Source organism: Stenotrophomonas sp. Ste86, assembly GCF_024519465.1.
Classification (GTDB): Bacteria; Pseudomonadota; Gammaproteobacteria; order Xanthomonadales; family Xanthomonadaceae; genus Stenotrophomonas.
The window spans coordinates 82,117-105,564 of sequence record NZ_JALJRW010000008.1; the positions used below are offsets into that span (position 1 = coordinate 82,117).

Genomic DNA, 23,448 nt, shown 5'->3' on the forward strand with positions numbered 1-23,448 from the left:
GTTGCAACGCCGCAATACACGGTTGCAGGCGCAACCAAACCCCTGCAAAAGCCGCCTGGAAGTGGCTTCCAGGCGCTCCCTGTTCAGCCGCAGCGCAGCCCGCTGATCACACCCTTCTCGTCCACTTCGATGTTCAGGCGTTCGCCGACGAACTCCATCGTGGTGACGTCGTTGGGCTTGAGTACGCGCAGCTGCTTGGCGCTGGCATCCTGCTGGGCCTGGCTGCCGACATCGTCGGAATAGGCCTGGCCGACCAGGCTCTGCACCTGGGTGGCATCGCAATTGCCGACCGGCGGCGCTTCCAGCGCCTTGCCCGCTTCATCGGTCGGGGCAGCGGCGGCTTCGGCCGCTTTCTGCGCATGGGTGGCCACCGCTTCCTGCTCGTCCATGGGCGGTGCCTGGCAGGCGGCCAGTGCCAGCAGGGTGGGGACTACGGCCAGAAGGCCAAGGGAACGCCGCAGGCGGCGGAACGACAAGGACGGCATCGAGACTCCGGACATGGAACCAGGGAAACCCCGAGGATATCGCCAAGCGCGGCGTGAGGTGTTCGTGTTGCGTTATTGACGCGACCTCACACCGCCACCGGGTAACACTGCAGACCCTTTCTGTCGCGCACGCCGATGAGCCCCAGCCGCAGTGTCACCCCCGAAGCCGCCGCCGCCCGCGAGGCCGGCCTGCGCTATGTCAGCGACGAAATGCCCGGCCTGCAGCGGCGTCGCGCGGGCAAGGGCTTCAGCTACCGCGATGCCGATGGCGCGGCGGTGCGCGATGCGGCCACGCTGGCGCGGATCCGCGCGCTGGCGATCCCGCCGGCCTACACCGATGTATGGATCTGCGCGCTGCCCAACGGCCACCTGCAGGCCACCGGCCGCGACGCACGCGGGCGCAAGCAATACCGCTACCACGCGGACTGGGCGCGGGTACGCGGCGATGGCAAGTTCGACCGCATCATCGCCTTCGGCACGGCACTGCCCGGGCTGCGCCGCCGCTTGCGGCGCGACCTCAAGCTGACCGGCTTCCCGCGCGACAAGGTGCTGGCCATCGTGATTGCGCTGCTGGCGCAGACGCTGGTGCGCGTGGGCAATGAGGTATATGCCCGCGACAACCGGTCCTACGGATTGACCACGCTGCGCAATCGACACCTGGCACTGGTCAAGGGCGGGCGTGCGCAGATGCGCTTCCGCGGCAAGTCCGGACAGGCGCATGAGGTGGACGTGGATGATCGCCGCCTGGTGACGCTGATCCGCGGTTGCCAGCAGCTGCCCGGGCAGGCGCTGTTCCAGTACCGCGATGATGAGGGTGCGGTGCAGCCGGTGGATTCGAGCATGGTCAACGACTACCTGCACGACGCGATGGGCGAGGATTTCAGTGCCAAGGACTTCCGCACCTGGGGCGGCACGCTGGAAGCCATCCGCCAGTTGGCCGTCACCGAGCTGCCCGAACCCTCCAGCGAACGTGCGCTGGCGGCGTTGCAGAAGCAGGTGGTGTGCGAGGTGGCGAGCCTGCTGGGCAACACGCCGTCGGTGTGCAGAAAGTCCTACATCGATCCGTGCGTGTTCGATGGCTGGCGCGCCGGATCGCTGAAGGCGCTGGCAGGGCTGCGCGGCGAGCGGCAATGGGAGCAGGCCACGTTGAAGGTGCTCAAGGCCGCACGACGCACGGTCAAGCGCGCGCGGGCGGCCTGAGCGGGTCGATCAGCCGCAGTAGAGCGCGGTGATGTTGTTGGTGCCACCGGTTTCGATGGTCAGGCGTTCACCGCCGCTTTCGGCACCCGGCGTGGCGTTGGCCGCGCCGCTGGCGGTCGGCCCGCTCTCGGCGCGCTGGCCGCGTACCACGTTGACCTGCAGGCTGTCGCTGTCCACGCGGGCGCGCTCGACGGTGGCGGCCGAGGCGGCCAGCCCGACCGCGCCGCGCACCTTGTCTACATGGCACTGGCCGGAGATCACCCCGTCAATGGGCTGGATCTGCGCCACCGGGGTGCTGCTGCAGGCAGAGAGGGTGGCGAGGGCGGCGGCGGCGACAAGGGTGCGGTACATGGGGTGACTCCGGCAGGTTTTCCGGACTGCAGCGTGCCGCTGCGCGCGTATGCAGCGGATGAAGCCTGCACGGCACGCCTACATCGCGCTCACTTTGCGTGGTCGCGTGGGTGTCCACACTGCCTGTGCACTTGAACGCTTTCGCAAAGGAGCCTCGCATGGCCACCCGCAAGACCCGCACCCGCACCTCTCCCGTCGCCGCCGAGAAGGCCACCAAGCCGTCGGCCGATCGCACGCCGGTGGTGAAGACGGCTACCCGCAAGGCCGCCGCCAAGGATCCGCGCGCCGCCCGCGTGGCCGCGCGCCAGCGTCGCCTGCAGGACCAAGAGAAGGCCAAGGACATGCGCGTGGCCAAGCAGGCCGCGAAGAAGGTAGCGGCGAAAAAGGCCACGAAGAAGGCCACCCAGGCCGGTCCCCGCAAACAACCGGAAACGATGCCGGCGCAGCAGGTGTCCAAGCCCGGCAACGAGCACGAACTGCAGCTGGCGCCGCGCTTCCTGGCCCCCGACTACCGGGGCAGCGGCAAGCTGAAGGGCAAGCGCGCGATCATCACCGGCGCCGACTCGGGCATCGGCCGCGCCGTAGCGGTGCTGTTCGCCCGCGAAGGCGCCGACGTGGCCGTGCTGCACCTGGACGAAGCGGCCGATGCCAAGGTCACCCGCCAGCACGTGGAAGCCGAGGGCGCGCGCTGCGTGGTGATCGCTGGCGACGTGCGCGATCCGAAATTCTGCAACAAGGCGGTCAAGCAGGTCGCCAAGGCATTCGGCGGGATCGACATCCTGGTCAACAACGCGGCATTCCAGCTGCACTGCGAACGCCTGGAAGACCTGGAAGATGCACACCTGCAGGAGACCCTGCAGACCAACATCGGCGGTTACATCCAGATGGCGCGTGCGGTGCTGCCGCACCTGCAGGAAGGCGACTGCATCATCAATACCGGTTCGGAAACCGGGCTGTTCGGCAGCAAGGCGCTGATCGACTATTCGGCCACCAAGGGCGCCATCCATGCCTTCACCAAGGCGCTGGCCAGCCAGCTGCTGCCGCGTGGCATCCGGGTCAACGCGGTGGCGCCGGGACCGGTGTGGACGCCGCTCAACCCGGCCGACAAGAAGCCTGCCGACGTCGCCGAGTTCGGCAAGGACAGCGACATGGGCCGCCCGGCACAGCCGGAGGAGTTGTCCCCGGCGTACGTATTCCTGGCCTCGCCGATCACCGCCAGCTACATCAGCGGGGTGATCCTGCCGGTGATGGGCGGTCCGCGCGGTTGAGCATGGCCGGGTCGGTGTAGAAGGCGGCGATCGGGGCGATGAAGTCCTGCGGGTTGGCCCCGACCAGGTTGGTCAGCACGATCACCGCCAGCCGGCGTTCGGGATACACGATGAAGGCCGCGCGTGCGCCGCCCATGCCGCCGACCTGCAGATCCGGTGCCGTGCCCATGACCGGCCAGCCAGCCGACCAGGCGCCGGGGGTCCCGTTGCTCAGGACCTCCGGCGCCCACATGCGGCGCACGCCGTCCTTATCGAGCAGCTGGCCCTTGGACAGCGCGATCATCCAACGACCCACTTCGTCGGCGGTGGTGAGCATGCCGGCGCCGGCCCACAGGCCGGGCGACAGGTCGTAGAACCAGTGCGACAGCCGCGCCGGCGCATCCGGTGCGTCGGTCCTGCGCGGGAACCAACTGTAGATGGTGGCGGCAGTGGCGACCAGATCGTAGCTGTCGCCGAAGGTGGTGCGCGGCATGCCCACCACGTTGAACTGGTGTTTTGCCATGTACTGCTCGTACGGCATGCCGGACTGTTTGGCGATGATCCGCGCCAGCAGCACGTAGTTGGTCTGGTTGTACCGGTGGCGCTCGCCGGGCGCGGCCTCCACCGGCAGGGCGGTGACCTGCTTCCAGGCCTCCTGTTCGGTACCGCCGCCGAGCAGTCCCTGCGCATCGAGAATGTCCGGCAGGCCGGAGGTATGGGCGAGCAGCTGGCGTACCCGCACCTTGCCCCACGCCGGCGGCAGATCATCGAGGTAGCGCGACACGGGGGCTTGCAGGTCCACGCGACCGGCTTGGGCGAGCTGGGCCATCGCCACCCCGGTGAAGGACTTGGTGGCCGAGTTCAGCGGGAAGCGCGTATCGCGCGTGGTGGCGACGGCATTCTCGACGTTGGCCATGCCGTAGGCCTCCGACAGCACCAGGTGGTTGTCCTTGACGACGGCGATCTGCAGCCCGGGAATGCGCTTGGCCTGCATTGTTTCCTGCACGAACTGGCGGGTCTGCGCGTTGGCCTGGTCCCAGGCGGTGGACGGAGCGGCGAAGCACGCCAGGGGCATGACGAGTGCGGCCAGGACGGTGGCGCGGAGGGTGCGGGAACGCATGCAGCTTTCCTTGGGCGGGTGCACCGAACGCCGGGCGCCGGTGGAGCAGGGACGGTCCGGGCTCGCAGGCTTGGATGCGGCGGCGGGCCAAAAGGTTTAATGGACGCGTCGGCTGCCGTTCGTCGGCGCACGCCCTCCGGCACTTGACGACAGTTGTAGTCACTGGCACGGTAGCGACACGTGTAGTCATCGGAGAGCGCCATGCGCGGCAAGACCATCGGGGACCAGGAGCTGGCCCTGTTGCAGTACGTAGCAGAACAGGGCGGCGCCACCGTGGGTGAGGTGGCGGCCGGGTTTGGCGAAGCGCGTGGCCTGGCCCGTTCGACCGTGCTGACCATGATGGAGCGCCTGCGCGGCAAGGCCTACCTGCAGCGCAAGCAGGTGCAGGGCGTGTACCGCTACGCCGCCACCAGTGGCCAGGACCGCGTGGTGCAGGGCGCGGTGGCCAGCTTCGTGGAGAAGACCCTGCAGGGATCGGTGTCGCCGTTCGTGGCCTTCATGTCGCACAAGGCCGACGTCAGCGACCAGGAGCTGGCCGAGCTGGAAGCCTTGGTGGCGCAGTTGCAATCACGCAAGCGGGAGGGCTGAGCCATGGACATCATGATGATGGAATTGCTGGCACGGCTGGGCTGGACCAGCGTGCAGAGCGCGGCGCTGGTGGGGCTGGTGTGGGGCGTGTGCCGGCTGCTGCCCGGCCTGCCGGCCGCAACACGCGTGCGCCTGTGGTGGCTGGTGGCCGCGCAGGCGGTGCTGGGCCTGGTCTGGAGCAGTCCGCTGGAACTGGCGGTGTTGCCGGCGCCGGCAACGCAGACCACGCACATGGTGGCGCTGCCGGCCATGGACGCCGCGCTCGGCGCGGCGCCTGCCGCACTGGAGACGGTTGCGATGGCCGCACCGGCTTCAGCGCTGTGGTCGTGGCCGGCGCTGCTGCTGGCGGTGTGGGCGGCCGGTGTGCTGGTGCTGCTGCTGCACAGCCTGCGCGGGTACCGCCACAGCCGCGTGCTGGTGCGCGACGCCGCCGAATGCACCGATGCCACCTTGCAGCAAGCGCTGCACCTGGCGGCCGAAGCGCATGGCCTGCGCCGCGCGCCGACGCTGAAGATTTCCGCGCAGATCCGGTCGCCGCAACTGATCGGGCCGTGGCGCCCGGTGCTGCTGCTGCCCGCCCGCGAACTGCCGACGATGGGTGCCGATGACCTGGACATGGCGCTGACCCACGAGCTGATCCACCTGCAGCGTCGCGACCTGTGGTGGGGCCTGCTGCCGGCGCTGGCGCAGCACGTGTTCTTCTTCCATCCGCTGGTGCACCTGGCCGCCCGCGAATACGCGTTGGCCCGCGAGGAAGCCTGCGATGGTGCGGTGGTGGCCGGGCACGGACACTGCCGCCACGACTACGGCCGGCTGCTGGTGCAGTTGGGGGTGGCGCCGCGTCCGGCGGTGGGCGTGGCCAGTGCCTCGCCGAACTTCCGCAGCCTCAAGCGGCGCCTGCTCAGCCTGCAGCAGACCCGCCGTTTTCCGCGCGTGGCTGCACTGGCGATCACGGCGGTGTTCGTGCTGGTCGGCGTGGCACCGCTGCGCCTGGTCGCGGCGGTAGCCCCGCCGCCACCGCCCGCTCCCGTTGTGCCTAACCTGCCGACGCCAGCGGAGCCGTTGCCCGCGCCGGAGCCGATGGAGGCGCCGACCCCTGCGTCGGCCCCCAGGCCGATGCCCGCGCCGCAGGCCCCGGCAGCGCCGACCGCGCCTGCGCCACCGCGCGCACCGCAGCCGCCGCAGGCGGTGAGCACGGACACCTCGTTCGTCACCCACGGCCAGCTCAACCTCTCCCAGCAACCGGGGCAGGCCTTCGTGCTGATGAGCAACGGCGACAACCTGGTCAACGCCTCGCTCGCCGACCTCAAGCAGGCGCGGCACGATGCGGGTAACGGCGAACCCGCCCTGTGGGTGCGTCGTGGCCAGGCGCGCTACCTGATCCGCGATCCGGCCGTGCTCAAGCAGCTGATCCGTACCCAGGCCGAGGTGGCCGCGCTCGGCAATGCGCAGGCCGCATTGGGCGATCGCCAGGCAGACATCGGCGAACACATGGCAACGGTGTCGTTGCAGGTCGCCGCCGATGCGACGGCCTCGGTGGATGTGGCTGAAGTGGCCAACCAGGCGGCACGCGAGGCCAACGTCGAGGCGGCCTCCGCCGCCAGCCGTGCCGCACGTCAGGCACGCATCGACGCGCGCCGTGCGGTGGATGCCAGTCAGATGGCAAGCGCTGCGCGGCAGCAGGCCGAATTGGGCAGGCAACAGGCGACGTTGGCCCAGCAGCAGGCGGTGGCGTCGGCACGTGCGGTGCGCGAAGTGCGCATCGTCATCGACCAGGCGCTGTCGAGCGGCAAGGCGCAACGTCTGGGCAATTGAGGCAAGCGCCCCGCGCGGGCGCCGTTGTCGCCGGCCACTCAAGTTCGCCCGCCCCCTGCCGATACGCCTACGCAGGCGGCGGGCGCGCGGTACGCGTCGCTCCCGGGCATCTGCACTCTTTCCCGGTTCGACAAGGATGTTCATGAAGTTTCCGATCGCGCTACTGCCGGTGGCGCTGTGCGCCATGCTGGTCTCCCCGTCCGCAGGCGCCGTGCAGGTCGACACCGTCGAAGGCGTAAAAGCCGCCGGTATCGTGTTCCAGCCCTTGAAGGGCGCCGGCACCGTGGCGGTCAGGACCAAGGGCCAGCGCATGGCCGCCTTCGGCCTGGGCATGGTGGTGGGCAACGCGATGGGAAGCCCGGTCGGCAACCTGCAGGACGCGATGCAGGTCGCGCAGATTTCCAGCGACCTGACCCAACGCGGCATCAATGAATTCGGCCACCAGCGGGTGGCACAGCAGGGGCCGGCGGTGCTGGTGCAGGCGGCGTTGCAGGCGTGGGCAGGATCGGCCGGCGTTCCGGTGGCGCAGGACACCAAAGCCGGTTACGAGATCGCGCTGCGCCAGGATCAATGGTCGCTGGATTACGAAGGCATGTTCAAGGACGACTACATCCTGTCCTACACCGTCACGGCCACCTTGAAGGCGCCTGGCGCGCGACGTGCCAGCGCACGTGGCAGCTGCCAGGGCCAGTTCGAGCAGAAGCGGCCGCTGTCGGAGTGGCAGGCCAATGACCATGCCGCGGTAGCGGAAGCCTCGCGGCAGATCGGCCCGGAATGTGCGGTGTTGATCGCCCACATGCTCGGGCTGGCGGATCGCGAGACCATCACCGCGCTGATCGGTGAATCCACCGTGCAGGTCGCGGCTGTCGATGCGCCCGCGATGGCAGCGGTCGCGATGGAGGTCGAGCCGGGGCAAGCGGCTGGGCTGAGTGACGCCGATGCGCTCGACGCACCGGGCGACGCCGCGGCACCTGCCGCTGGCGCGGCGACCCATGCCGAAGAGCACGTCGATCCAGCGCAAGTGCAGGGATAGGCGCACCTGGCCTCGGTGCCAGCGAGGCCATCGGGCAGCGTGCGCTTACCCGCAGTTGGCGCGCACGATCTTGTTCTGTTCGTCCACTTCGATGCTGAGGCGGTCTTCGCGGAAGTCCATGGTCATCGCCATGCCCGGCTTGAGCACGCGTGCATGGCGGGCGCCGCTGTCCTTCACCGCCTTGCTGATCACCGCCTCGCTGGCGGTCTGCCCGACCAGGCCGGTCAGCTTTTCGGCATCACAACGGCTGGCGCTGTCGGCGCCGGCGGCCATCGGCTCGGAGGTCGGCGCGCTGCTCTTCGGGGGTTGGCTGCAGGCGGCCAGGGGCAGGGCACAGCCGAGGGCAAGCAGGAGTGTCATACGCATGCGGCGTTCCTCACGGGCGGTAAGTAGCGGGCAGTGTGGTGGGTCTGTGCTTCACGCGGTGTCAAAAGCACCGTCCATGACCCGGTGCCGGCTCAGCCACCCTGCAACGCCAACGTCTCCCGCTCGCGCTGTTCTTCGGCGACCAGCCGCAGCATCAGCAGCGACAGGGTGACCACGTCCTGGTGGTTGTGGTCGGCCACGCGCCGCAGGTTCACCGCGCTGCCGCCACGCAGGTAGTTCAACCACGCCGCAGGCGCTTCGGCGCCCGGCAGGTCGTCTTCGCGGACGATCTGCAGCAACTGGCGTTCGATGGTGGCCAGGCGGCAGTTCTCCCAGGTGCCGCGATAGCGGCGGCGGGTGGGGAACAACAGGTCCACGTGGTCCAGCGGGGTGATCGGGCAGCGTTGCCGGGCCAGGCGGTAGCGGGTCTTCAGCAACGGGGCGTCGTAGCAGCGGCCGTTGTAGCTGGAGAACACGGTACTGGGCTGCAACCAGCCGGCAAACTCGCGCAGCATCGCGGTTTCGGCGGCCATGGTGGTCATCAGTAGTTGGCGGATGCGCAGGCCGTCGCCTTGTTCGGGATGGGCGTGCCAGTCGGCGGCGCCGATCATGAAGGCGCGGGTGCCGGTGCCGCCGGCCAGGCCGGTGGTCTCGGTGTCGAAGAACATCAGGTCCTGCGGCTGCACCTGTTCGCCCTCACGCCGGGCGAAGGCCAGCGACAGCGCCTGGGTGGGCATGGGCTGGGGCAGGAACGATTGGATCAGGAACAGGCCCGGCGCGATTTCCTCGCCGGGGATGTGGCGGTCCTGCGCGGTGGCGCGCGTTTGGGCGGCGGTGGCGGTGGCGCCGCGCCCGCGCAGGCCGAGCAGGCGATGCAGGCCGCCGACGTCGGGTTTGCGCAGGGTCGGTGCAGGCGCCTTCGCTACCGGGACCGGAGCAGACTCTCCCGTGGGTTTGTGGCGGATTTCCTGCTCGACCCAGGCGAAGACCGAGGCCGGCGCGGGTTTGCGCGCGTGGGCGTCGTTGGCGGCACCAGGAAGGGGACCGGCCGATGGGCCGATGGGGGGCGACGCACGGTCGGCAGCGACCAACGCATTGCCTGCTGGCGCAAGCGTTTCACCGCTGGCCGCAACGCACTCCCGGGCAGGCGCCGGCGTGGCATCGCCGGCCTGCCGGCGCAGCAGGCGCAGCTTGTCCAGGCTCAGGCTCACTGCGGCACCACCTCGGCGGTGACGCGCTCGCGCTCGGCGGCGCTGGGCAACGCGTGGTCGTCGAACAGGTCCAGCACCTTCAGCGCCAGCGCCCGGGGCGTGGTGGCATCGTCTTCCTGGCCGGCCAGCACCGGGCCGACACAGGCCGGGCAGCCGGCCTTGCAGTCGCAGCGCTGCACCAGTTCGCGCGCGCGCTGCAGCAGTTCGGCCTGGCGCAGCCACAGCGGTTCGCTCAGGCCGACGCCGCCGGGGAAGTTGTCGTACAGGTACACGGTGGGCACGAACTGCTGCTGCAGTTCGATCGCGCTGGCGTCGAACTCGGCGCCGCGCAGCTGGCCGCGTCCACTCTGGTCGGCCACCGCGAACCACGCGCCGTCGCCGTTGCCCACGGCCTTCTGCAGGTCGCGCGCGTCGGCCATCACCGCCACGGTGGCCACGATGTGCAGCGCGTAGGCCGCGCCGAGGAAGCCATCCAGCGCTTCCTGCTTGCTGTCGAACGCGGTCAGCAGCAGCGCCTGCGGCAACTGCCACCACACCGCCGTGGTGTGCAGTTCCTGGTCGGGCAGGTTGACCGGGCCGTAGCCGATGTTCTCGTGGGTGTAGTAACGGATCTTCTTGTAGCCGGCCACGCGCCGCACCACATGCACTTCGCCGTGGTGGGAATCGCCGCGGCCGGCGATGCAGCCGTCGAAGCGATCGAGCACCTTGAGCTTGGTGAAGTCGATGCTGTCGGTGTAGTAGTCCACGTGGGTGCGGGTGACATAGGCCTTGCGGCCTTCCCAGTCCAGCCGCTCCACCTGGTAGGGGGTGGACTGCACCATGTGGATGGCGCCTTCGTACAGGGTCAGCGCGGCGGCGGAATAGTCCACCTCGGCGATGATCTGCTGTTTGCCATCGCTGCGGTCGACCACCACGAAGTTGCCGTCGGCCACCGAGCGCAGGCTGACCGCGTTGGCCGGATAGCTGTCGGCGATCCACTCCCAGCGGTCGCCTTCGCGGTGGATCACCTCGGTTTCGGCCAGCGCTTCCAGGAAGACCAGCGGATCGATCGGGCCGAACGGGTCGCCGGCCAGGAACGGAAGCTCGAAGGCGGCGCAGCGGATGTGATCGAACAGGATCAGCGGCTGGTCCGGCGCGATGCGCGCGTGCTCGGGCGAGGCGTCGGCGAAGAAGTCCGGATGGCGGACCACGTACTGGTCCAGCGGCTGCGAACTGGCCACCATTACCCCCAGCGCCGGTTGCTGCCGACGCCCGGCGCGGCCGAAGCGCTGCCAGGTGGCCGCCACGCTGCCCGGATAGCCGTTCAACACGACGACGTCCAGGCTGCCGATGTCCACGCCCAGTTCGAGCGCCGAGGTGCTCACGATGCCGTCGATCAGCCCGGCGCGCATGGCGCGCTCGGTCTCGCGGCGTTCGGTGGGCAGGTAGCCGCCGCGGTAGGCGCGGATCCGCGCGGGCTTGCGCGGGTCATGGTCGAAGATGTCCTTGAGGTACTTGGTCAGCACTTCGACCATCAGCCGGCTCTGCGCGAAGATCAGCGTCTTCAACCCGGACTTGATTGCGATGCGGGCAATCCGGTTGCTCTGCGAGCGGGCCGAGGCGCGCAGGCCGAGGTCGGCGTTGACCACCGGCGGATTCCACAGCAATACATGTTTCGGACCGCTGGGCGCGCCCGACTCGGTGATGGCGGTGACCGGCGCTTCGATCAGCGCCTGCGCATGCGCCTGCGGGTTGCCGATGGTGGCCGAGCACAGGATGAACTGCGGCTCCACCCCGTAGAACGCGCAGATCCGCTTGAGCCGGCGCAGCACGTTGGTGACGTGGCTGCCGAACACGCCGCGGTAGGTGTGCACCTCATCGATCACCACATAGCGCAGGTTCTCGAAGAACTGCGCCCACTTGGTGTGATGCGGCAGGATCGCCTGGTGCAGCATGTCCGGGTTGGAGACCACGATGTCGCCGTGCAGGCGGATGGCCTGGCGCGCATCGCCCGGGGTATCGCCGTCGAAGGTGAAGGCCTTCACCCCCAGGTCGCCGGCGCGGTTGAGTTCGAGCAGCTCGGCCACCTGGTCCTGGGCCAGCGCCTTGGTCGGGAACAGGTACAGCGCCTTGGCCTTGCCCTGCATTGCCGCGCTCACCACCGGAAGGGTGTAGCACAGCGACTTGCCGCTGGCGGTGGGGGTGACGATGGCCACGTGCTCACCGCGCTGGGAGGCCTCCCAGGCCTCGGCCTGGTGGCTGTACAACTGCTCGATGCCGCGCGCCTTCAGCGCGGCGGCCAACGCGGCCGGTACATCGGCAGGCAGCGGTGCATAGCGGCCTTCGCGGGCGGGAATCGTGAAGCTGCCGGTGATGCGGTCGGCATAGCGCTGCTGCAGGCGTGCGGTAAGCAGCGCGCCGTTGCGCGAGGGCAGCCCGTCGGTGGTGGACAGGCGGCGCTCGGCGTCTTCGGTGCGCTTGGCGAGTTCGTAGGCCATGGGGGGCAACGGTCTGCAAAGGACGCTATGGAATCACAGACCGGTCTCAATGTTTGAGACACCGCAGCGGCGGCGGGTGAATGATTCAGCGCCGCCGCCGGCGGATCAGTAGCGCTTGGCGCCCTTCACCGCCGCGTCGATGGATTCCTGGATGCGCTTGATGTCGTTCTGCCCGGCGTCGACGTATTTCTCCACGCAGCGGAAGTGTTCCTTGACCTCGCGCTGGTAGCGGCCCTGGTCCGACGGCGTATTGCCCGAAGGTTTGCGCGGCGGCTCGCAGCGCGGCGCCGGGTAACGGCTGCTGCTGAGATTGCTGGGGCCGGACACCGCCCACGCGGCACGGCTGTGCAACACCGACGCGCTGGACACCAGCGCCATGGCGACCATCACTACGACACGCGACATGGGCGATCCTCCTGGAAAGTCGCAGTATAGGCACCGGCGGCACGCGCTCGAACGGCATCGCGCTGCCTGCCCACTCTTCCATCGGAGCCTGCTCGCGCATGACGCGTCTGCTTTTTCTCATCGCTTTGTCCTCCCTGCCCGGCACCGCGCTGGCGCTCGACACCGCTGCGGACGGCACCTGCCGCAACGGCGCCTTTCCCGCCGAACAAAGCGACTTCGCCCTGGCCACGGTGAGCGGCGACACGCGGTTGTACCTGCTCGGCGACCTCGACGGTTGCCCGGCCAAGGGCGAGCCCGCCTGCCGCCAGCGCAGCTACGTGGTCGGCGGCGATACGCTGATCACCGGGCGCACGCTGGGCGGTTATCGCTGCGGCTTCTTCCCCAACCATGTTGGCGGCAGCGCCGGCTGGGTCGATGTGCGGCGCCTCGACTCGCTGCCTGCGCGTGCGACGCCGACGCTGCGTGACTGGGCCGGGCATTGGCACGACGGCGACAACACGCTGGATCTGGTGGTGCAGGGCGGCCAGCTGGTGCTCACCGGTGAAGCGTTCTGGCCGTCAGCCAAGCCGACTGCGCAGCGCCCCTACGGGCCCAACCTGGGCCAGATCGACGCCGTGGCACGCCCGGTCGGCACCGTGCTGGAGGCCGTCGACAAGGACGACGCATCGTGCACCCTGCAGGCGCGCTGGCTGGGCGACTACCTGATCGTGACCGACAACAGCGCGTGCGGCGGCATGAACGTGCGCTTCAACGGGGTCTACCGCCGCGACAAGGGCCGCCGTTGAGCGCAGCTGAACCGCAGCCCCAGCGCCTCTACGAAATCTGACGCCTGCCTCCGTATGCTTGGCCGCAGCACGCAACGGGCAGGGACATGGCGGTGGCACTGAGTGGATATCAAGCAGTAGTACTGGCCGGCCTGCTGGTCGCGGGCGGGGTGCACGCACAGCAGGTGGAATCGCCGCCGGAGCCGACCATGCCGCCGCCGACGGAGGCGCCGGCGCAGGTCACCACGCTGGGCGAAGTGCGCGCGCTCAAGCCCGAGGATGATCAGCCGCTGGACCTGTACCGCTACAAGAGCCCGGTGAAGCTGGAATCCAACCGTTTCAGCCGCTCCTGGAGCGAACCGCCCTCCCCCGAGCAGGTCAGCATGAGCGGCGGCTATTTGATGATGGGCATCAACTACGGGTTGGGAAAGGCCGCGCAGGGGCTGCACAAACTCACCGGCGGCCCGGACCAGATCCAGTCCGCCGTGGCCCGCCCGCCACCGGAGTTGAGTGCCGAGCAGCAGCGCCGCGCGCAGGAATTCTGTGCGCAGCAGGACGACTGCGTGGTGCCTGCGGGGCGATAGTCGCTTCGCGGGCCAGGCAAATCAGTGGGCAGGCGAGACCGTACGCGGTCGCCAGCGCTCCAGCCACCACAGCAGCCCGGCCACCAGCACGAACGCCAACAGCCAGGGCCAGCGCGGGCCGGGGGCGTTCACGGTGCCCGATACCGCACTGCCCGCCGCATCGCGCACCAGCAGCGCATTCGCATCGCGTTGCTGCTGGCGGTACAGCGCCGGCGCGCTGGCGGGATCGAACACGTAGAACGCCTGCGCGAGGTCGCCCTGTTGCAGCTGGTGCCAGCCGGCCTGCTGCGGCCAGTAGCCGGCGCAGTGCCCGGCGCCGGTGGCCGGATCGACACGCAGCGGCACCGCGATGCCGGCCGGACTGCGCACCTGCGTTTCGGCGGCCACATTGCACAGCACCACACGTTCGCCCGCCCACGGCGTGGGCGCATCGATACGCACCTGGACCGCATTCGGCAGCGGTCGCGCCACGCTGGCCAGTACGCCGCTCCACAGTTCGGCATGGCGATCATCGCGGCCAGCCAGTACCAGCCGGTAGCTGTCGCTGACCGGCAGCAGCGCCAGGCGGCCCTTGCCCACGCTGCGCCAGCCGCCGACCGGTTGGCCCTTGTCGTCGCGCAGCAGGGCGGTGGCGTCGGTGGCGCGCAGTGGGAACTGCTCCAGCACCGGCACCGCGGCACTGTGCGAGGCCGCATCGGCCTCATCGATGTAGGTCGTTGCCTGCGTCGCCGGACGTTGCGGGCCGCGACGCGCCTGCAGCAGCGCGGCATCCGGATCGCGCGTCAGGTGCAGCGGCGTGCTTTGGCTGTTGCCGATGACGGCCAGCCCCCAGCCGCGCAGCGCCTGGCGTGCACCGTCGCCGAGCGGCCCGCCGGTACGCACCAGCACGCCCAGGCCGTCGCGCAGCGCCTGCTGCACCGCGCTGCGCTGGGCGGTACCGAGGGCTGGCAGGCTGCGTTCGTCGAGGATCAGCACGTCGGTGGCCGCCAACCGCGCGGCGGTGAGTGCCACAGGCGTATCGCCGAGCAAGACGCCGCCGCCGGCGCTGGCCTGGGCCTGCACGTCCAGCCCGGTATCGGCCGCCCAGCGGCGCAGGTATTTCAGTTCCGGGCCGGGTGCGCCGGCGAGGATCAGCACGCGCGGCGCGGGTTGGTCGAGCGTCTGCAGGGGCACCGGCACGTTGTCCACTACGTGGCCGCTGGCATCGAGCAGGCGCAGGCTGAAGGTGCTGCGGCCGCTGGCCCGTGCCACACCCTCCAGGGCGATGCTGCCGTCGCTGCCGAGCGTGCCGCGATCGACCACGACCCCGGCCGGATCGAGCAGCTCGGCGCTGGCACCGGCAACGCCCTGCGCGCGTGCATGCAGGTGGAACACGCTGCCCGGCGCGGTGATGGCCGGCGCCTGCAAGGCACGCCAGCCGCGCGGTGGCGCCGGCTGCAGCAGGTGCACCTGCCCGGGCAGGGTGATGTCGCGGTCGCGCGCCGGTAGGCCATCGCCGATCACGCGCAGCGACTGCGTGCCTGGATGCAGGCGCAGCGCGGTGCCGAGGTCGGGGACGGCGGTCGCGGTGGACGGCGCGGCCTCCGGCAGGGCGACGATGGTGTCGCCGCTGGCAGCGGACCACTGCACCTTCTCCGCACCGGGGGTCAACACGGTCAGCCGGTCGGCGCGTGCCTGCGTAAGCGGCGGTACCAGGGTGAAGTACAGCAACCCACCGGCGGCGATCTGCAGTGCCAGCAGCGCGGCCAGGTGCGGGGCGCTGCGACGCGGTCCGCGCCGCTGCTGCCAGAGCAGGCGCGCGCTGCCGATCAGCGCGATGGCCAGCAGCGCCAATGCGATCCAGCGTGACTCGATCATCGCGTGCCCTCCAGGGCATCCAGGTACGACTGCCCCATCCGATCGGGTGCGGCGCGCCGCGGCACCTGCGGTGATGGACGCAGCAATGCGCGCCACAGCTGCGCACGCAGGGTCTGCCGACACGCGCTGCAGTCCGGGGCGATGCGCAGTTCTTCGATCGCCGCCGCCAGGCTGAGCGGGTCGGTCAGGCGCGTTTCATTGCGGCGCAGCCATTGGGTCAGTGCATCCAGATCGGGCACGGTCTCGGTCGCGCCCAGTTGCTGCCATACCGCCACGATGGCGGTATCCGGTGCGTCCAGTGCACGGATCGGCAGCGTGCGGCTGGCGAGGTCCGCGCGGTTGCCGCTCATGCGTCGGCCTTCGTCGATCGGTGGCAGTTCCGGGCCGACCCGCGCCAGGTAGATGCGCTCGGCCTGCTGGACCTGCTTGATGAAGGCCAGCGCTTTGTTGGCATAGGGCAGCGCGGCCTCCGGACGGCCCTGGCGCAGCTCGCCCTCGGAGGACCACATCTGGTCCAGCGCGGCCTTCAGCGTGGCGCGGGTCTGTGGGTCGAGCAGGGTGGCGGCTTCGGCGTGATCATGGGTGTGGCCGTACTCGGACAGCACGTCGGTGGCGCTGCCGAATACCGGTGGGCTGCCGGTCTGCGCGCTGCCGTGGTCATGCGCGTCGCCACCGGCCTTGTCGTCGTCGTGATCGTGATCGGGCGGTGTGTCGCTGGTCGGCAGCGCATCGCTGGTGGGCGGTGGCTTCGCGCCGCCCTCGCTCTCCTCGCCCAGGAACTGGCCATAGCGCAGGCGCAGGATGCGCTGGTCCACGCCGATCGCATCGGCGCGCCGGGTGAATTCTTCCGGCGGCAACTGCCGGCGCCGTTTGATCAGCGCTTCGGCGTCGATGATGATCTGGCGCTGGCTGCGGAAGTACGCCGGCAGGGTCTTCTTGACCATGCCCTCCAGTTCGGCGCCCTGCACCTGCTCGGCACTGGGCAGGCGCAGGATCAGGCTGGTGCTCTGCGCAGCCTGCGGCGTGGGGGCGTGGTTGTCGCGCACCTGCAACTGCGCGATCACATCATTGCCCGGCGCCGCGCCGAGCGCGGCCAGGTCCAGCGTGCGTGCGAAGCGGCGCAGTGCCGGTGCACCGCTGCCGGACAACGTCAGCGTCTGCTCGCGGAAGGTGATGTTCTCGCCGCTGCCCTGGGCCAGGGTGATCTTCAGCTGGGCATCGGCGGCGACACCGTAGTCATCGCTGGCCTCGAACTGCAGGGCCCACTGGCGCTGTCCCGGCGTGCCCAGCACCAGCGTGCGGTCCGGGACGATCACGCGCACGTTCGGTGGCCGATCGGGCAGCACATCCAGACGGTAAAGGCGTTGTTCGCGCAGCGCCGGTTCGGTGACCACGCGGTACAGCGCGGCGCGGTCCGCGTTCCAGGTGCCGGTCCATTCCTCGCCGGTGCGCACCAGCGCCATGCGTCGGCCATCGTGGAACTGCAGGGCGACCTGCGTGGGCCGCGCGGAAAAGCGCAGCGACCACTGCAGCCCACTGCCCTGCGCGACCTTCGCGTCCAGCGTGGTCTGCACGCGGGCCGGCTGGCCGGTGTAGGACGGGGCCGTGATCGCCAGGCGCGTGGATTGCAGGCGCGGCGGCAGTGCAGCGGTAGCGGCGGGCGGCGATGACAGGGACGGCATCACGTTGCCGCCGCCACTGCGCGGCCAGCCCAGCACCAGTGCGATCACCACCAGTCCCAGCAACCACGACACCGCCATCCAGCGCCGTGGCCAGCGCGGCCGCAGCTCGGGCATGGATGCCTGCAGCGCGGCCGTTACCCGCGCCTGCTGGCGCTGCTGCAACGGGTTGAGCGTGGCCGCATCGGCAAACAGCAGGTCCGCGCTGTCCTGGACGATGCGATGGGTGTCGAGCTGGCGCACCAGCCAGTGCCGGTCCAGCTGGCGACTGCGCCAGGTGGACAACGCCACGCTGGCCAGCAGGCTGATCAGCAGCACTACCGTGGCGCTATCGAAGCCGCCCACGCGCAAGGTAAGCGCGGTGGCGGCAAGCGCCAGCGGCAGCGCGAGCAGCAGCGTGGCCCACCACTGGCGCCGCCGCGCGCGCTGCCAGCTGCGCTGCAGCAGGGGGCTCATGCCGGCACCCCGCGACGTGGCGACGTCGCCAGCCAGCGTTCCAGCGCGAACAGCAGCACGATCAGCCCGAGCAGCCACGGCGCGAGGTCCAGCGGCCGCGGCGCGGGTGCGTGGGCTCCGGTCAACGGTGCATGCGCGGCGGCGGCCACCCACTGCGGCGCGGCGGGTGGTCGCGCAAGGGTCAGCAGCTGTTGCGGAAAAGCCGGATCTTCGAGGATCGGCAGTGTCGAAGGAGTCATCGCAGCATGGAAGCGCAGGAGGCGACCGTTGCCGACGCGGCGCTCGCTGATGGCCGCCTGCCCCTCCGCGTCGCGCAGCACCACCGTTTCGGCAGCCGCGCGCGTTACGGGCTGCGTGACCAGCAGCGTGCGGCCACCGTCCAGCCACGCCTGCCACGCAGGCGGCAGCGGCGCGGCGGACAACCACACGCCGATCTCACCCTGCACCGGCGCTGCGTCCGTGGCGGCAGCCAAGGGTTGGCCGGACCACGCCCGCTGGACCGCATTGAGGACGCGCTGGGCCGGTGCATCGGCCTCTCCGCCGAGGCGCAGTCGCGGCGCACTGCTGGTTGCGTCTGGCGCGGCCGGCACCGTGCGTGCGATGGGGCGCCACTGCACCGGGCGCGACAGGCGCGGGCGCTGCGCATCCGCGCCGGGCATCGGGTCGGGGACGTAGACCGTCAGCGGTGCACCGGCCGGCAGCTGCTGGTCCAGTTCGCGAAGCAGGCTGGACAGTGGCTGCTTGGCGCGTGGTGCCTGGGTACCCGTCGATGCAAAGCCGGGAGCCAGCCAGCGCCAGTCCGCATCCGGCTGCTGCGCGCGCAGCGCGGCGGCATCCAGGCCGGGTGCCACGGCGATCACCGCGTGGGTATCGGGCGCGCTGCCCTGCAGGACCGGTCGCGCCAGCAGCAGGGCCAGCGCGGCCAGCAACAGCAGGCGCACCAGCAGCAGCGGCCATTCGTCGAAACGGATGCGCTGGCGCGGCCGTACCTTGGCGCGCAGCCAGCGCAGCGCGGCGAAATCCAACGGCGCGTAGTGATGACGGCGGGCCAGATGCACCAGTAGCGGCACCAGCCACGCGGCCAATGCCAGCAGACCCAGCGGGAACAGCAGCGCCAGGTTCATGCGCCGCTGCCCGGACCGAACAGCAGCCGCAGCGGTGCATCCAGCGGCTGGTCCATGTAGCCCACGGCATGCGCGATGCCACTGGCGTGCAGCCGCGCCTGTAGTGCGTGCTGTGCCTGGCCGAAGCGCGCCAGGTAGTCGGCGCGGATCACCCGTCCATCGCCGAGCAGCTCCTCACCGGTCTCCGGATCGCGGAAGCGGTGGCCGTCGGTGAACGGAAAATCGCGTTCGTCGGCGCTGAGCAGCTGAATCTGCAGTACCTCGCGGCGGGCGGCCGCCAGGCGTTCCAGCAGCACGATGCCGGCCTCGTCGAAGCCATCGCCGAGTGCCACCAGCAGGTCACCGGCCTGCACGCGCTCCCAGACCGGGCGTAGGGTGTCGACCGCCGGCCAGCCGCCCTGCGCCTGCAGCTGGCGCAGCAGCAGGTGCACGCGGTCGCGCTGGCGCGCGCCGCTGCCGGCCGGCACCAGCTGCACGCCGAGCCCGTTGACCGCGATCACCCCGAAACGATCGCCCTGCTGCAGCGCCAGTTCGACCAGGCAGGCGGCGGTGGCGCAGGCCTGGTCCAGGCGCGACCACGGCGGCCGCGCGCGATCACGCTGCGCGGCAGACGCAGTGGCATCGATCAGCACCCAGCTGGTGATCGGGCTTTCGCGCTCGGACTCGCGCACGAAGAAGCGGTCCGAACGTGCATACAGTTTCCAGTCGATTTGGCGCAGTTCGTCGCCCGGCTCGTAGGCGCGGTACTGCGCGAACTCCAGGCCGGCGCCACGGCTGCGGCTGGCGTGCTGGCCGATGCCATGCGCACCGCGTGCACGCCGCGGCAGCAGGCGCAGCGCCTTCAGGCGGCTGCGCACATCGGCGGGGAGGGCGATCGGGGCGTGCGGGGTCATGCTCAGGCCGGGAACGGCACGGCCTGCAGCAATGCGGCGATCACATCGTCGGCGCCCTTCTGCTCGGCTTCGGCGGCGAAGGACAGCAGCAGGCGATGGCGCATCACTGGCGCCACCAGCGCCTGCACGTCCTCGCGGGTCGCGGCGAAGCGGCCCTGCAGCAGCGCGCGGGCCTTGGCCGCCAGCACCAGCGATTGCCCGGCGCGGGGACCGGCGCCCCATTTGATCCACTGGTTGACCGCCTCCGGTGCGACCGGGCCCGGTCGGCTGGCGCGCACCAGCCGGGTAATCCAGGTGAGCACGTCATCGCTCACATGCACCTGGCGTACCGCCGCCTGCAGGGCCAGCACGTCCTCGGCATCCATCACCTTGGGCACCGTGCCGCTGGCGCTGCCGGTGGTCTGCAGCAGGATGTCGCGCTCTTCCTGCTCGGTCGGGTAATCCACCCGTACGTGCAGCAGGAACCGATCCAGCTGCGCTTCGGGCAGCGGGTAGGTGCCGGCCTGTTCGATCGGGTTCTGCGTGGCCAGCACGAAGAACGGCGCCGGCAGGGTGTAGGTGGTGCCCGCATAACTGACCGTGCGCTCCTGCATCGCCTCGAGCAGTGCGGCCTGGGTCTTGGGCGGGGTGCGGTTGAGTTCGTCGGCCAGCAGCAGGTGGGTAAAGATCGGGCCCTGCTGGAAGCGGAAATGGCGATGTCCGGTGCCATGGTCTTCTTCCAGCAGCTCGGTGCCGAGGATGTCGCTGGGCATCAGGTCCGGGGTGAACTGCACACGCCGGAACTGCAGCTCCAGCGCCTGGCCCAGCGAGCGCACCAGCAGCGTCTTGCCCAGCCCCGGCGCGCCTTCGAGCAGGCAGTGGCCACCGGCCAGCAGCCCGATCAGCAGTTGTTCCACCACCGCGTGCTGGCCGACCACGGCCTGGCCCAACGCGGCGCGCAGCTGCTGCAGTTTGGGAAGAAGGGCATCAAGGCTGTCGGTCGTCATAAGGCACTCGCAGGAAATCGTCATAAGGCCACGCCATGTGTGGCTGAAAATGCAGGAAGAAACCTAACTGTTCAACGCATACATCACGATGTTGACCGCAAAGCGGGTGTTGTCTTCGGCCAGGAAGCGCTTGTTGCGCCAGTCGTAGTCCCACTCACAGCCGTAATCCTTGTTGCTGTAAAGCACGCCCAGGCGACCATCGACCTCGATGCCCTTGAGGTAGTCATGGACCAGGTCGTCGCCCCAGCCATTGAGTTCGAAACCGGTGGCCGGCGGGCCCTCGGGGAAGCGGAAGAAACTGCGGTACAGCGCATGGCTGTTGGGCAGCTTCTTCAACGCGACCGGGCCGAACAGCTTGGCCATCTGCGCTTCAAAGGACGTGGCGAACAGCCCGTCGATGTCATGGTTGCAGTCATCGACCAGCACGAAGCCGCCGTTGCGCACGTAGCGCACGAAGTTCTGCCGCTCGGCGGCGTTGAACTCCACCAGCTTGTGCCCGGCCAGGTAGCAGAACGGCGCCTCCAGCATGCGCGGGTCGGACAGGGCGATGACGTGCTCGGTCGGGTCCACGCGCAGGGAGGTGTAATCGATCAGCGAGGTGATCACGTTGGACGGCATGCGCGCATCCACGTCCCAGTCGCCGGAGTCGTACTTGAGGCGGGTGAACCAGAAGTCGTAGCGACCGGCCTGGGCGCGCGCCAGTGAGGGCAACGCCGCGAGTGCGGCGCTGCCCAGCATCAGGCGCAGGAACTGCGCGCGATTCATCCGTGCATCAGACCGCGTCGGAGAGCGAGGTGAAGGTGAAATCGCGCAGCTTCATCGGCGGAATCATCATCACAAAGTTCGACTCGTCACCGGCCACGCGCACCGGCTTGCCCAGTTCTTCGATGTTGTTGAGCATGATCACCGGCGACTCGTTGAAGCGGAAGTTCTTCACCGGGTACTTGATCTGGCCGTTCTCGATGTAGAAGGTGCCGTCGCGGGTGAGGCCGGTGAGCAGCACGGTCTGCGGATCGACCATGCGGATGTACCAGGTGCGGGTGACCAGGATGCCCTTCTGGGTGCCACGGACCAGCTCGGCGGTGCTCTTGTCGCCGCCGCTCATCAGCAGGTTGCCCGGACTGGCATTGGCGGTCTTGCCCTGCTTCTGCGCCCAGAAGCGCGAGTACTCCAGGTTGGCGATCTTGCCGTTCTCGATGATCGGCAGCTTGGTACGCGGCATCCCTTCGTTGTCCCACGGCAGGACCGCGGCTTCAGGGTGCCAGGGGTCGGCATGCATGTTCACGCGCGGGTCGTAGACCTGCTCGCCGAGCTTGTTGCCACCGCCCTTCTTGGACAGGAAGCTGCGGCCTTCGTCGGCCGAGCGGGCGCTGAAGAAGTTCATCATGAAACTGATCAGGCCGGCGGCCGCGGCCGGTTCCAGGATCACCGTGTACTTGCCCGGTTCCAGCGCCTTGGCTTCCTGCGATTCGGTGGCCTTGCGCATCGCGATCTGGATGTCCTGCTCGGCCTTGAAGTCGGCGGCATCCTGGAGGTTGCGGCCCACCCAGCCCGAGCCACGACCGTCTTCGGTACGCACGGTGCAGGTGTAGTCGAAGTTGGTGGTGCGCTGGTAACCAAAGTTGCCGTTGCTGTTGGCCGTGGCCTGGAAGCCCTGGCCGTCTTCCAGGAAACCGGCGGCGATCAGGCCGTGGCCCCGGCACGGGGCGATCGAGTCGGCGGCGACCTTGGCCCGGAAGGCCGGATCGATGGCCGCGGTGGACGCGCTGAAGGTCGGGCTGGGCGTATAGGTCTGCTTGCCGATGGCCGGCATGAACTCCGGGTTTTCCGGGGCCAGGCGGGCCAGGTCTTCGGCACGGCGCACCACGCGTTCCAGCGCGGCGTCGTCGAACTCGTTGATCGAGGCGGTGCCCACGCGCTTGCCGAAGGCGACGGTGACGGCCAGTTCGGTGTTGTCCACGATGCCGCTGGTGGAGACGTTGTTGAGCGCGAAACGGATGTTGCCGTCGATCGCGCCGGCCAGCACGGCGGTGCACTCATCGGCCTTGGACAGCGCGATGACCTTGTCGAGGATGGCCTTGGCCTGGGCTTCGGTGAAGATACTCATGGATTGGGGCTCCTGACCGCTCAGCCGAGGCTGCGCGCGGTGTTGATGACGTTGATGCCGTTGAAGCGCGCGGTGGACGAACCATGCGAGACCGCCGAGACCTGGCCCGGCTGGCCCTTGCCGTCGAAGAACGAGCCGCCCAGGCGGTAGTCGCGTTCATCGGCCACGGCACTGCAGGCGTTCCAGAACTCGGGCGTGCGGATCTGGTACGCCACGTCTTCGAGCATGCGGGTGATCTTGCCGTTCTTGATCTCGTAGAACAGCTGGCCACCGAACTGCGCGTTGTAGCGCTGCTGGTCGATCGAGAAGGAGCCGTCGCCGATGATGTAGATGCCGTTTTCGACATCCTTGACCATGTCAGCCACGCTCAGCGGGGTCTTGCCCGGCGCCATGGAGACATTGGCCATGCGCTGGAACTGCACGCTGGACCAGGAGTCGGCATAGCAGCAGCCATCGGAGGCGGTCTTGCCGAGGATATGGGCCTGGTCGCGGATGGTCTGGTAGTCCACCAGCTTGCCTTCGCTGATCAGGTCCCAGCGCTTGGTCTTGACGCCTTCATCGTCGTAGGCCACCGCGCCGAGGCTGCCCGGCTGGGTCTTGTCGGCGAAGATGTTGACCTTGTCGCTGCCGTACTGGAAGTGCTGTTCGCGCTTGTCCAGGGTGGCGAAGCTGGTGCCGGCGTAGTTGGCTTCGTAGCCGA

Annotated in this window: 22 protein-coding genes; 7 read left to right on the forward strand and 15 right to left on the reverse strand. The window is 69.4% G+C overall.

The window, feature by feature from the left end:
* Nucleotides 1-83: 83 nt before the first annotated feature.
* On the reverse strand, nucleotides 84-485 hold the full coding sequence (locus NR101_RS09690; RefSeq protein WP_256777295.1) for an I78 family peptidase inhibitor: 402 nt from the start codon (nucleotides 483-485) through the stop codon (nucleotides 84-86).
* A 135-nt stretch (nucleotides 486-620) separates the two neighbouring features.
* Here NR101_RS09690 and NR101_RS09695 point away from each other — a divergent pair, with 135 nt between their 5' ends.
* Nucleotides 621-1,685, forward strand: coding sequence for a DNA topoisomerase IB (locus NR101_RS09695; RefSeq protein ID WP_256777296.1), 1,065 nt, complete (start codon nucleotides 621-623; stop codon nucleotides 1,683-1,685).
* A 9-nt stretch (nucleotides 1,686-1,694) separates the two neighbouring features.
* On the opposite strand, the gene NR101_RS09700 is transcribed toward NR101_RS09695, so the two are convergent.
* Nucleotides 1,695-2,036, reverse strand: coding sequence for a hypothetical protein (locus tag NR101_RS09700; RefSeq protein WP_256777297.1), 342 nt, complete (start codon nucleotides 2,034-2,036; stop codon nucleotides 1,695-1,697).
* Nucleotides 2,037-2,194: 158 nt separating this feature from the next.
* On the opposite strand from NR101_RS09700, the gene NR101_RS09705 reads away from it, so the two are divergent.
* Nucleotides 2,195-3,304: an SDR family oxidoreductase gene (locus tag NR101_RS09705; RefSeq protein WP_256777298.1), complete on the forward strand. Its 1,110-nt coding sequence runs from the start codon at nucleotides 2,195-2,197 to the stop codon at nucleotides 3,302-3,304.
* On the opposite strand, the gene NR101_RS09710 is transcribed toward NR101_RS09705, so the two are convergent.
* Nucleotides 3,261-4,403: a serine hydrolase domain-containing protein gene (locus NR101_RS09710; RefSeq protein ID WP_256777299.1), complete on the reverse strand. Its 1,143-nt coding sequence runs from the start codon at nucleotides 4,401-4,403 to the stop codon at nucleotides 3,261-3,263. The genes NR101_RS09705 and NR101_RS09710 overlap by 44 nt on opposite strands.
* A gap of 201 nt (nucleotides 4,404-4,604) precedes the next feature.
* On the opposite strand from NR101_RS09710, the gene NR101_RS09715 reads away from it, so the two are divergent.
* From NR101_RS09715 to NR101_RS09725, 3 genes are all read left to right on the forward strand, one after another.
* Entirely contained in the window at nucleotides 4,605-4,991 is a 387-nt protein-coding gene (locus NR101_RS09715; protein WP_256777300.1) for a BlaI/MecI/CopY family transcriptional regulator, read from the forward strand.
* A 3-nt stretch (nucleotides 4,992-4,994) separates the two neighbouring features.
* Nucleotides 4,995-6,806 (forward strand): M56 family metallopeptidase, encoded by a 1,812-nt coding sequence (locus tag NR101_RS09720; protein ID WP_256777301.1) that lies wholly within the window; start codon nucleotides 4,995-4,997, stop codon nucleotides 6,804-6,806.
* 142 nt (nucleotides 6,807-6,948) lie between these two features.
* On the forward strand, nucleotides 6,949-7,839 hold the full coding sequence (locus NR101_RS09725; protein WP_256777302.1) for a hypothetical protein: 891 nt from the start codon (nucleotides 6,949-6,951) through the stop codon (nucleotides 7,837-7,839).
* A 45-nt stretch (nucleotides 7,840-7,884) separates the two neighbouring features.
* Here the strand turns inward: NR101_RS09725 and NR101_RS09730 are convergent, their stop codons facing one another.
* The 4 genes from NR101_RS09730 to NR101_RS09745 form a co-directional block, all read right to left on the reverse strand.
* Nucleotides 7,885-8,205, reverse strand: coding sequence for an I78 family peptidase inhibitor (locus NR101_RS09730; protein WP_256777303.1), 321 nt, complete (start codon nucleotides 8,203-8,205; stop codon nucleotides 7,885-7,887).
* A gap of 92 nt (nucleotides 8,206-8,297) precedes the next feature.
* Entirely contained in the window at nucleotides 8,298-9,416 is a 1,119-nt protein-coding gene (locus NR101_RS09735) for a ribonuclease H-like domain-containing protein (RefSeq protein ID WP_256777304.1), read from the reverse strand.
* Nucleotides 9,413-11,902: a DEAD/DEAH box helicase gene (locus NR101_RS09740; RefSeq protein ID WP_306175478.1), complete on the reverse strand. Its 2,490-nt coding sequence runs from the start codon at nucleotides 11,900-11,902 to the stop codon at nucleotides 9,413-9,415. The genes NR101_RS09735 and NR101_RS09740 overlap by 4 nt, the downstream gene beginning before the upstream one ends.
* Before the next feature lie 96 nt (nucleotides 11,903-11,998).
* Entirely contained in the window at nucleotides 11,999-12,298 is a 300-nt protein-coding gene (locus tag NR101_RS09745; protein WP_256777305.1) for a hypothetical protein, read from the reverse strand.
* Nucleotides 12,299-12,396: 98 nt separating this feature from the next.
* On the opposite strand from NR101_RS09745, the gene NR101_RS09750 reads away from it, so the two are divergent.
* Both NR101_RS09750 and NR101_RS09755 read left to right on the forward strand, forming a co-directional pair.
* Entirely contained in the window at nucleotides 12,397-13,083 is a 687-nt protein-coding gene (locus tag NR101_RS09750) for a hypothetical protein (protein WP_256777306.1), read from the forward strand.
* An 86-nt stretch (nucleotides 13,084-13,169) separates the two neighbouring features.
* Nucleotides 13,170-13,646 carry a hypothetical protein gene (locus tag NR101_RS09755; protein WP_256777307.1) on the forward strand — a complete coding sequence of 159 codons (477 nt, stop codon included), beginning with the start codon at nucleotides 13,170-13,172 and terminating at the stop codon, nucleotides 13,644-13,646.
* A gap of 21 nt (nucleotides 13,647-13,667) precedes the next feature.
* Here the strand turns inward: NR101_RS09755 and NR101_RS09760 are convergent, their stop codons facing one another.
* From NR101_RS09760 to NR101_RS09795, 8 genes are all read right to left on the reverse strand, one after another.
* Nucleotides 13,668-15,503: a hypothetical protein gene (locus tag NR101_RS09760; RefSeq protein ID WP_256777308.1), complete on the reverse strand. Its 1,836-nt coding sequence runs from the start codon at nucleotides 15,501-15,503 to the stop codon at nucleotides 13,668-13,670.
* On the reverse strand, nucleotides 15,500-17,638 hold the full coding sequence (locus NR101_RS09765) for a DUF4175 domain-containing protein (protein WP_256777309.1): 2,139 nt from the start codon (nucleotides 17,636-17,638) through the stop codon (nucleotides 15,500-15,502). Before NR101_RS09765 ends, NR101_RS09760 begins: the two co-directional genes overlap by 4 nt.
* Nucleotides 17,635-18,756, reverse strand: coding sequence for a BatA domain-containing protein (locus NR101_RS09770; protein WP_256777316.1), 1,122 nt, complete (start codon nucleotides 18,754-18,756; stop codon nucleotides 17,635-17,637). The genes NR101_RS09765 and NR101_RS09770 overlap by 4 nt, the downstream gene beginning before the upstream one ends.
* A 2-nt stretch (nucleotides 18,757-18,758) precedes the next feature.
* The gene (locus NR101_RS09775; protein ID WP_256777310.1) at nucleotides 18,759-19,655 is read right to left on the reverse strand and encodes a DUF58 domain-containing protein; all 897 of its coding nucleotides are present in this window, start codon (nucleotides 19,653-19,655) and stop codon (nucleotides 18,759-18,761) included.
* A 2-nt stretch (nucleotides 19,656-19,657) separates the two neighbouring features.
* A complete protein-coding gene (locus NR101_RS09780) occupies nucleotides 19,658-20,641 on the reverse strand; it encodes a MoxR family ATPase (RefSeq protein ID WP_256777311.1) in 984 nt (327 codons plus the stop codon).
* 63 nt (nucleotides 20,642-20,704) lie between these two features.
* Nucleotides 20,705-21,406, reverse strand: coding sequence for a DUF4159 domain-containing protein (locus NR101_RS09785; RefSeq protein WP_256777312.1), 702 nt, complete (start codon nucleotides 21,404-21,406; stop codon nucleotides 20,705-20,707).
* A 7-nt stretch (nucleotides 21,407-21,413) separates the two neighbouring features.
* Nucleotides 21,414-22,748 (reverse strand): TldD/PmbA family protein, encoded by a 1,335-nt coding sequence (locus tag NR101_RS09790; protein WP_256777313.1) that lies wholly within the window; start codon nucleotides 22,746-22,748, stop codon nucleotides 21,414-21,416.
* 20 nt (nucleotides 22,749-22,768) lie between these two features.
* The coding region (locus tag NR101_RS09795) for a TldD/PmbA family protein (RefSeq protein WP_256777314.1) at nucleotides 22,769-23,448 on the reverse strand (680 nt) is incomplete at its 5' end.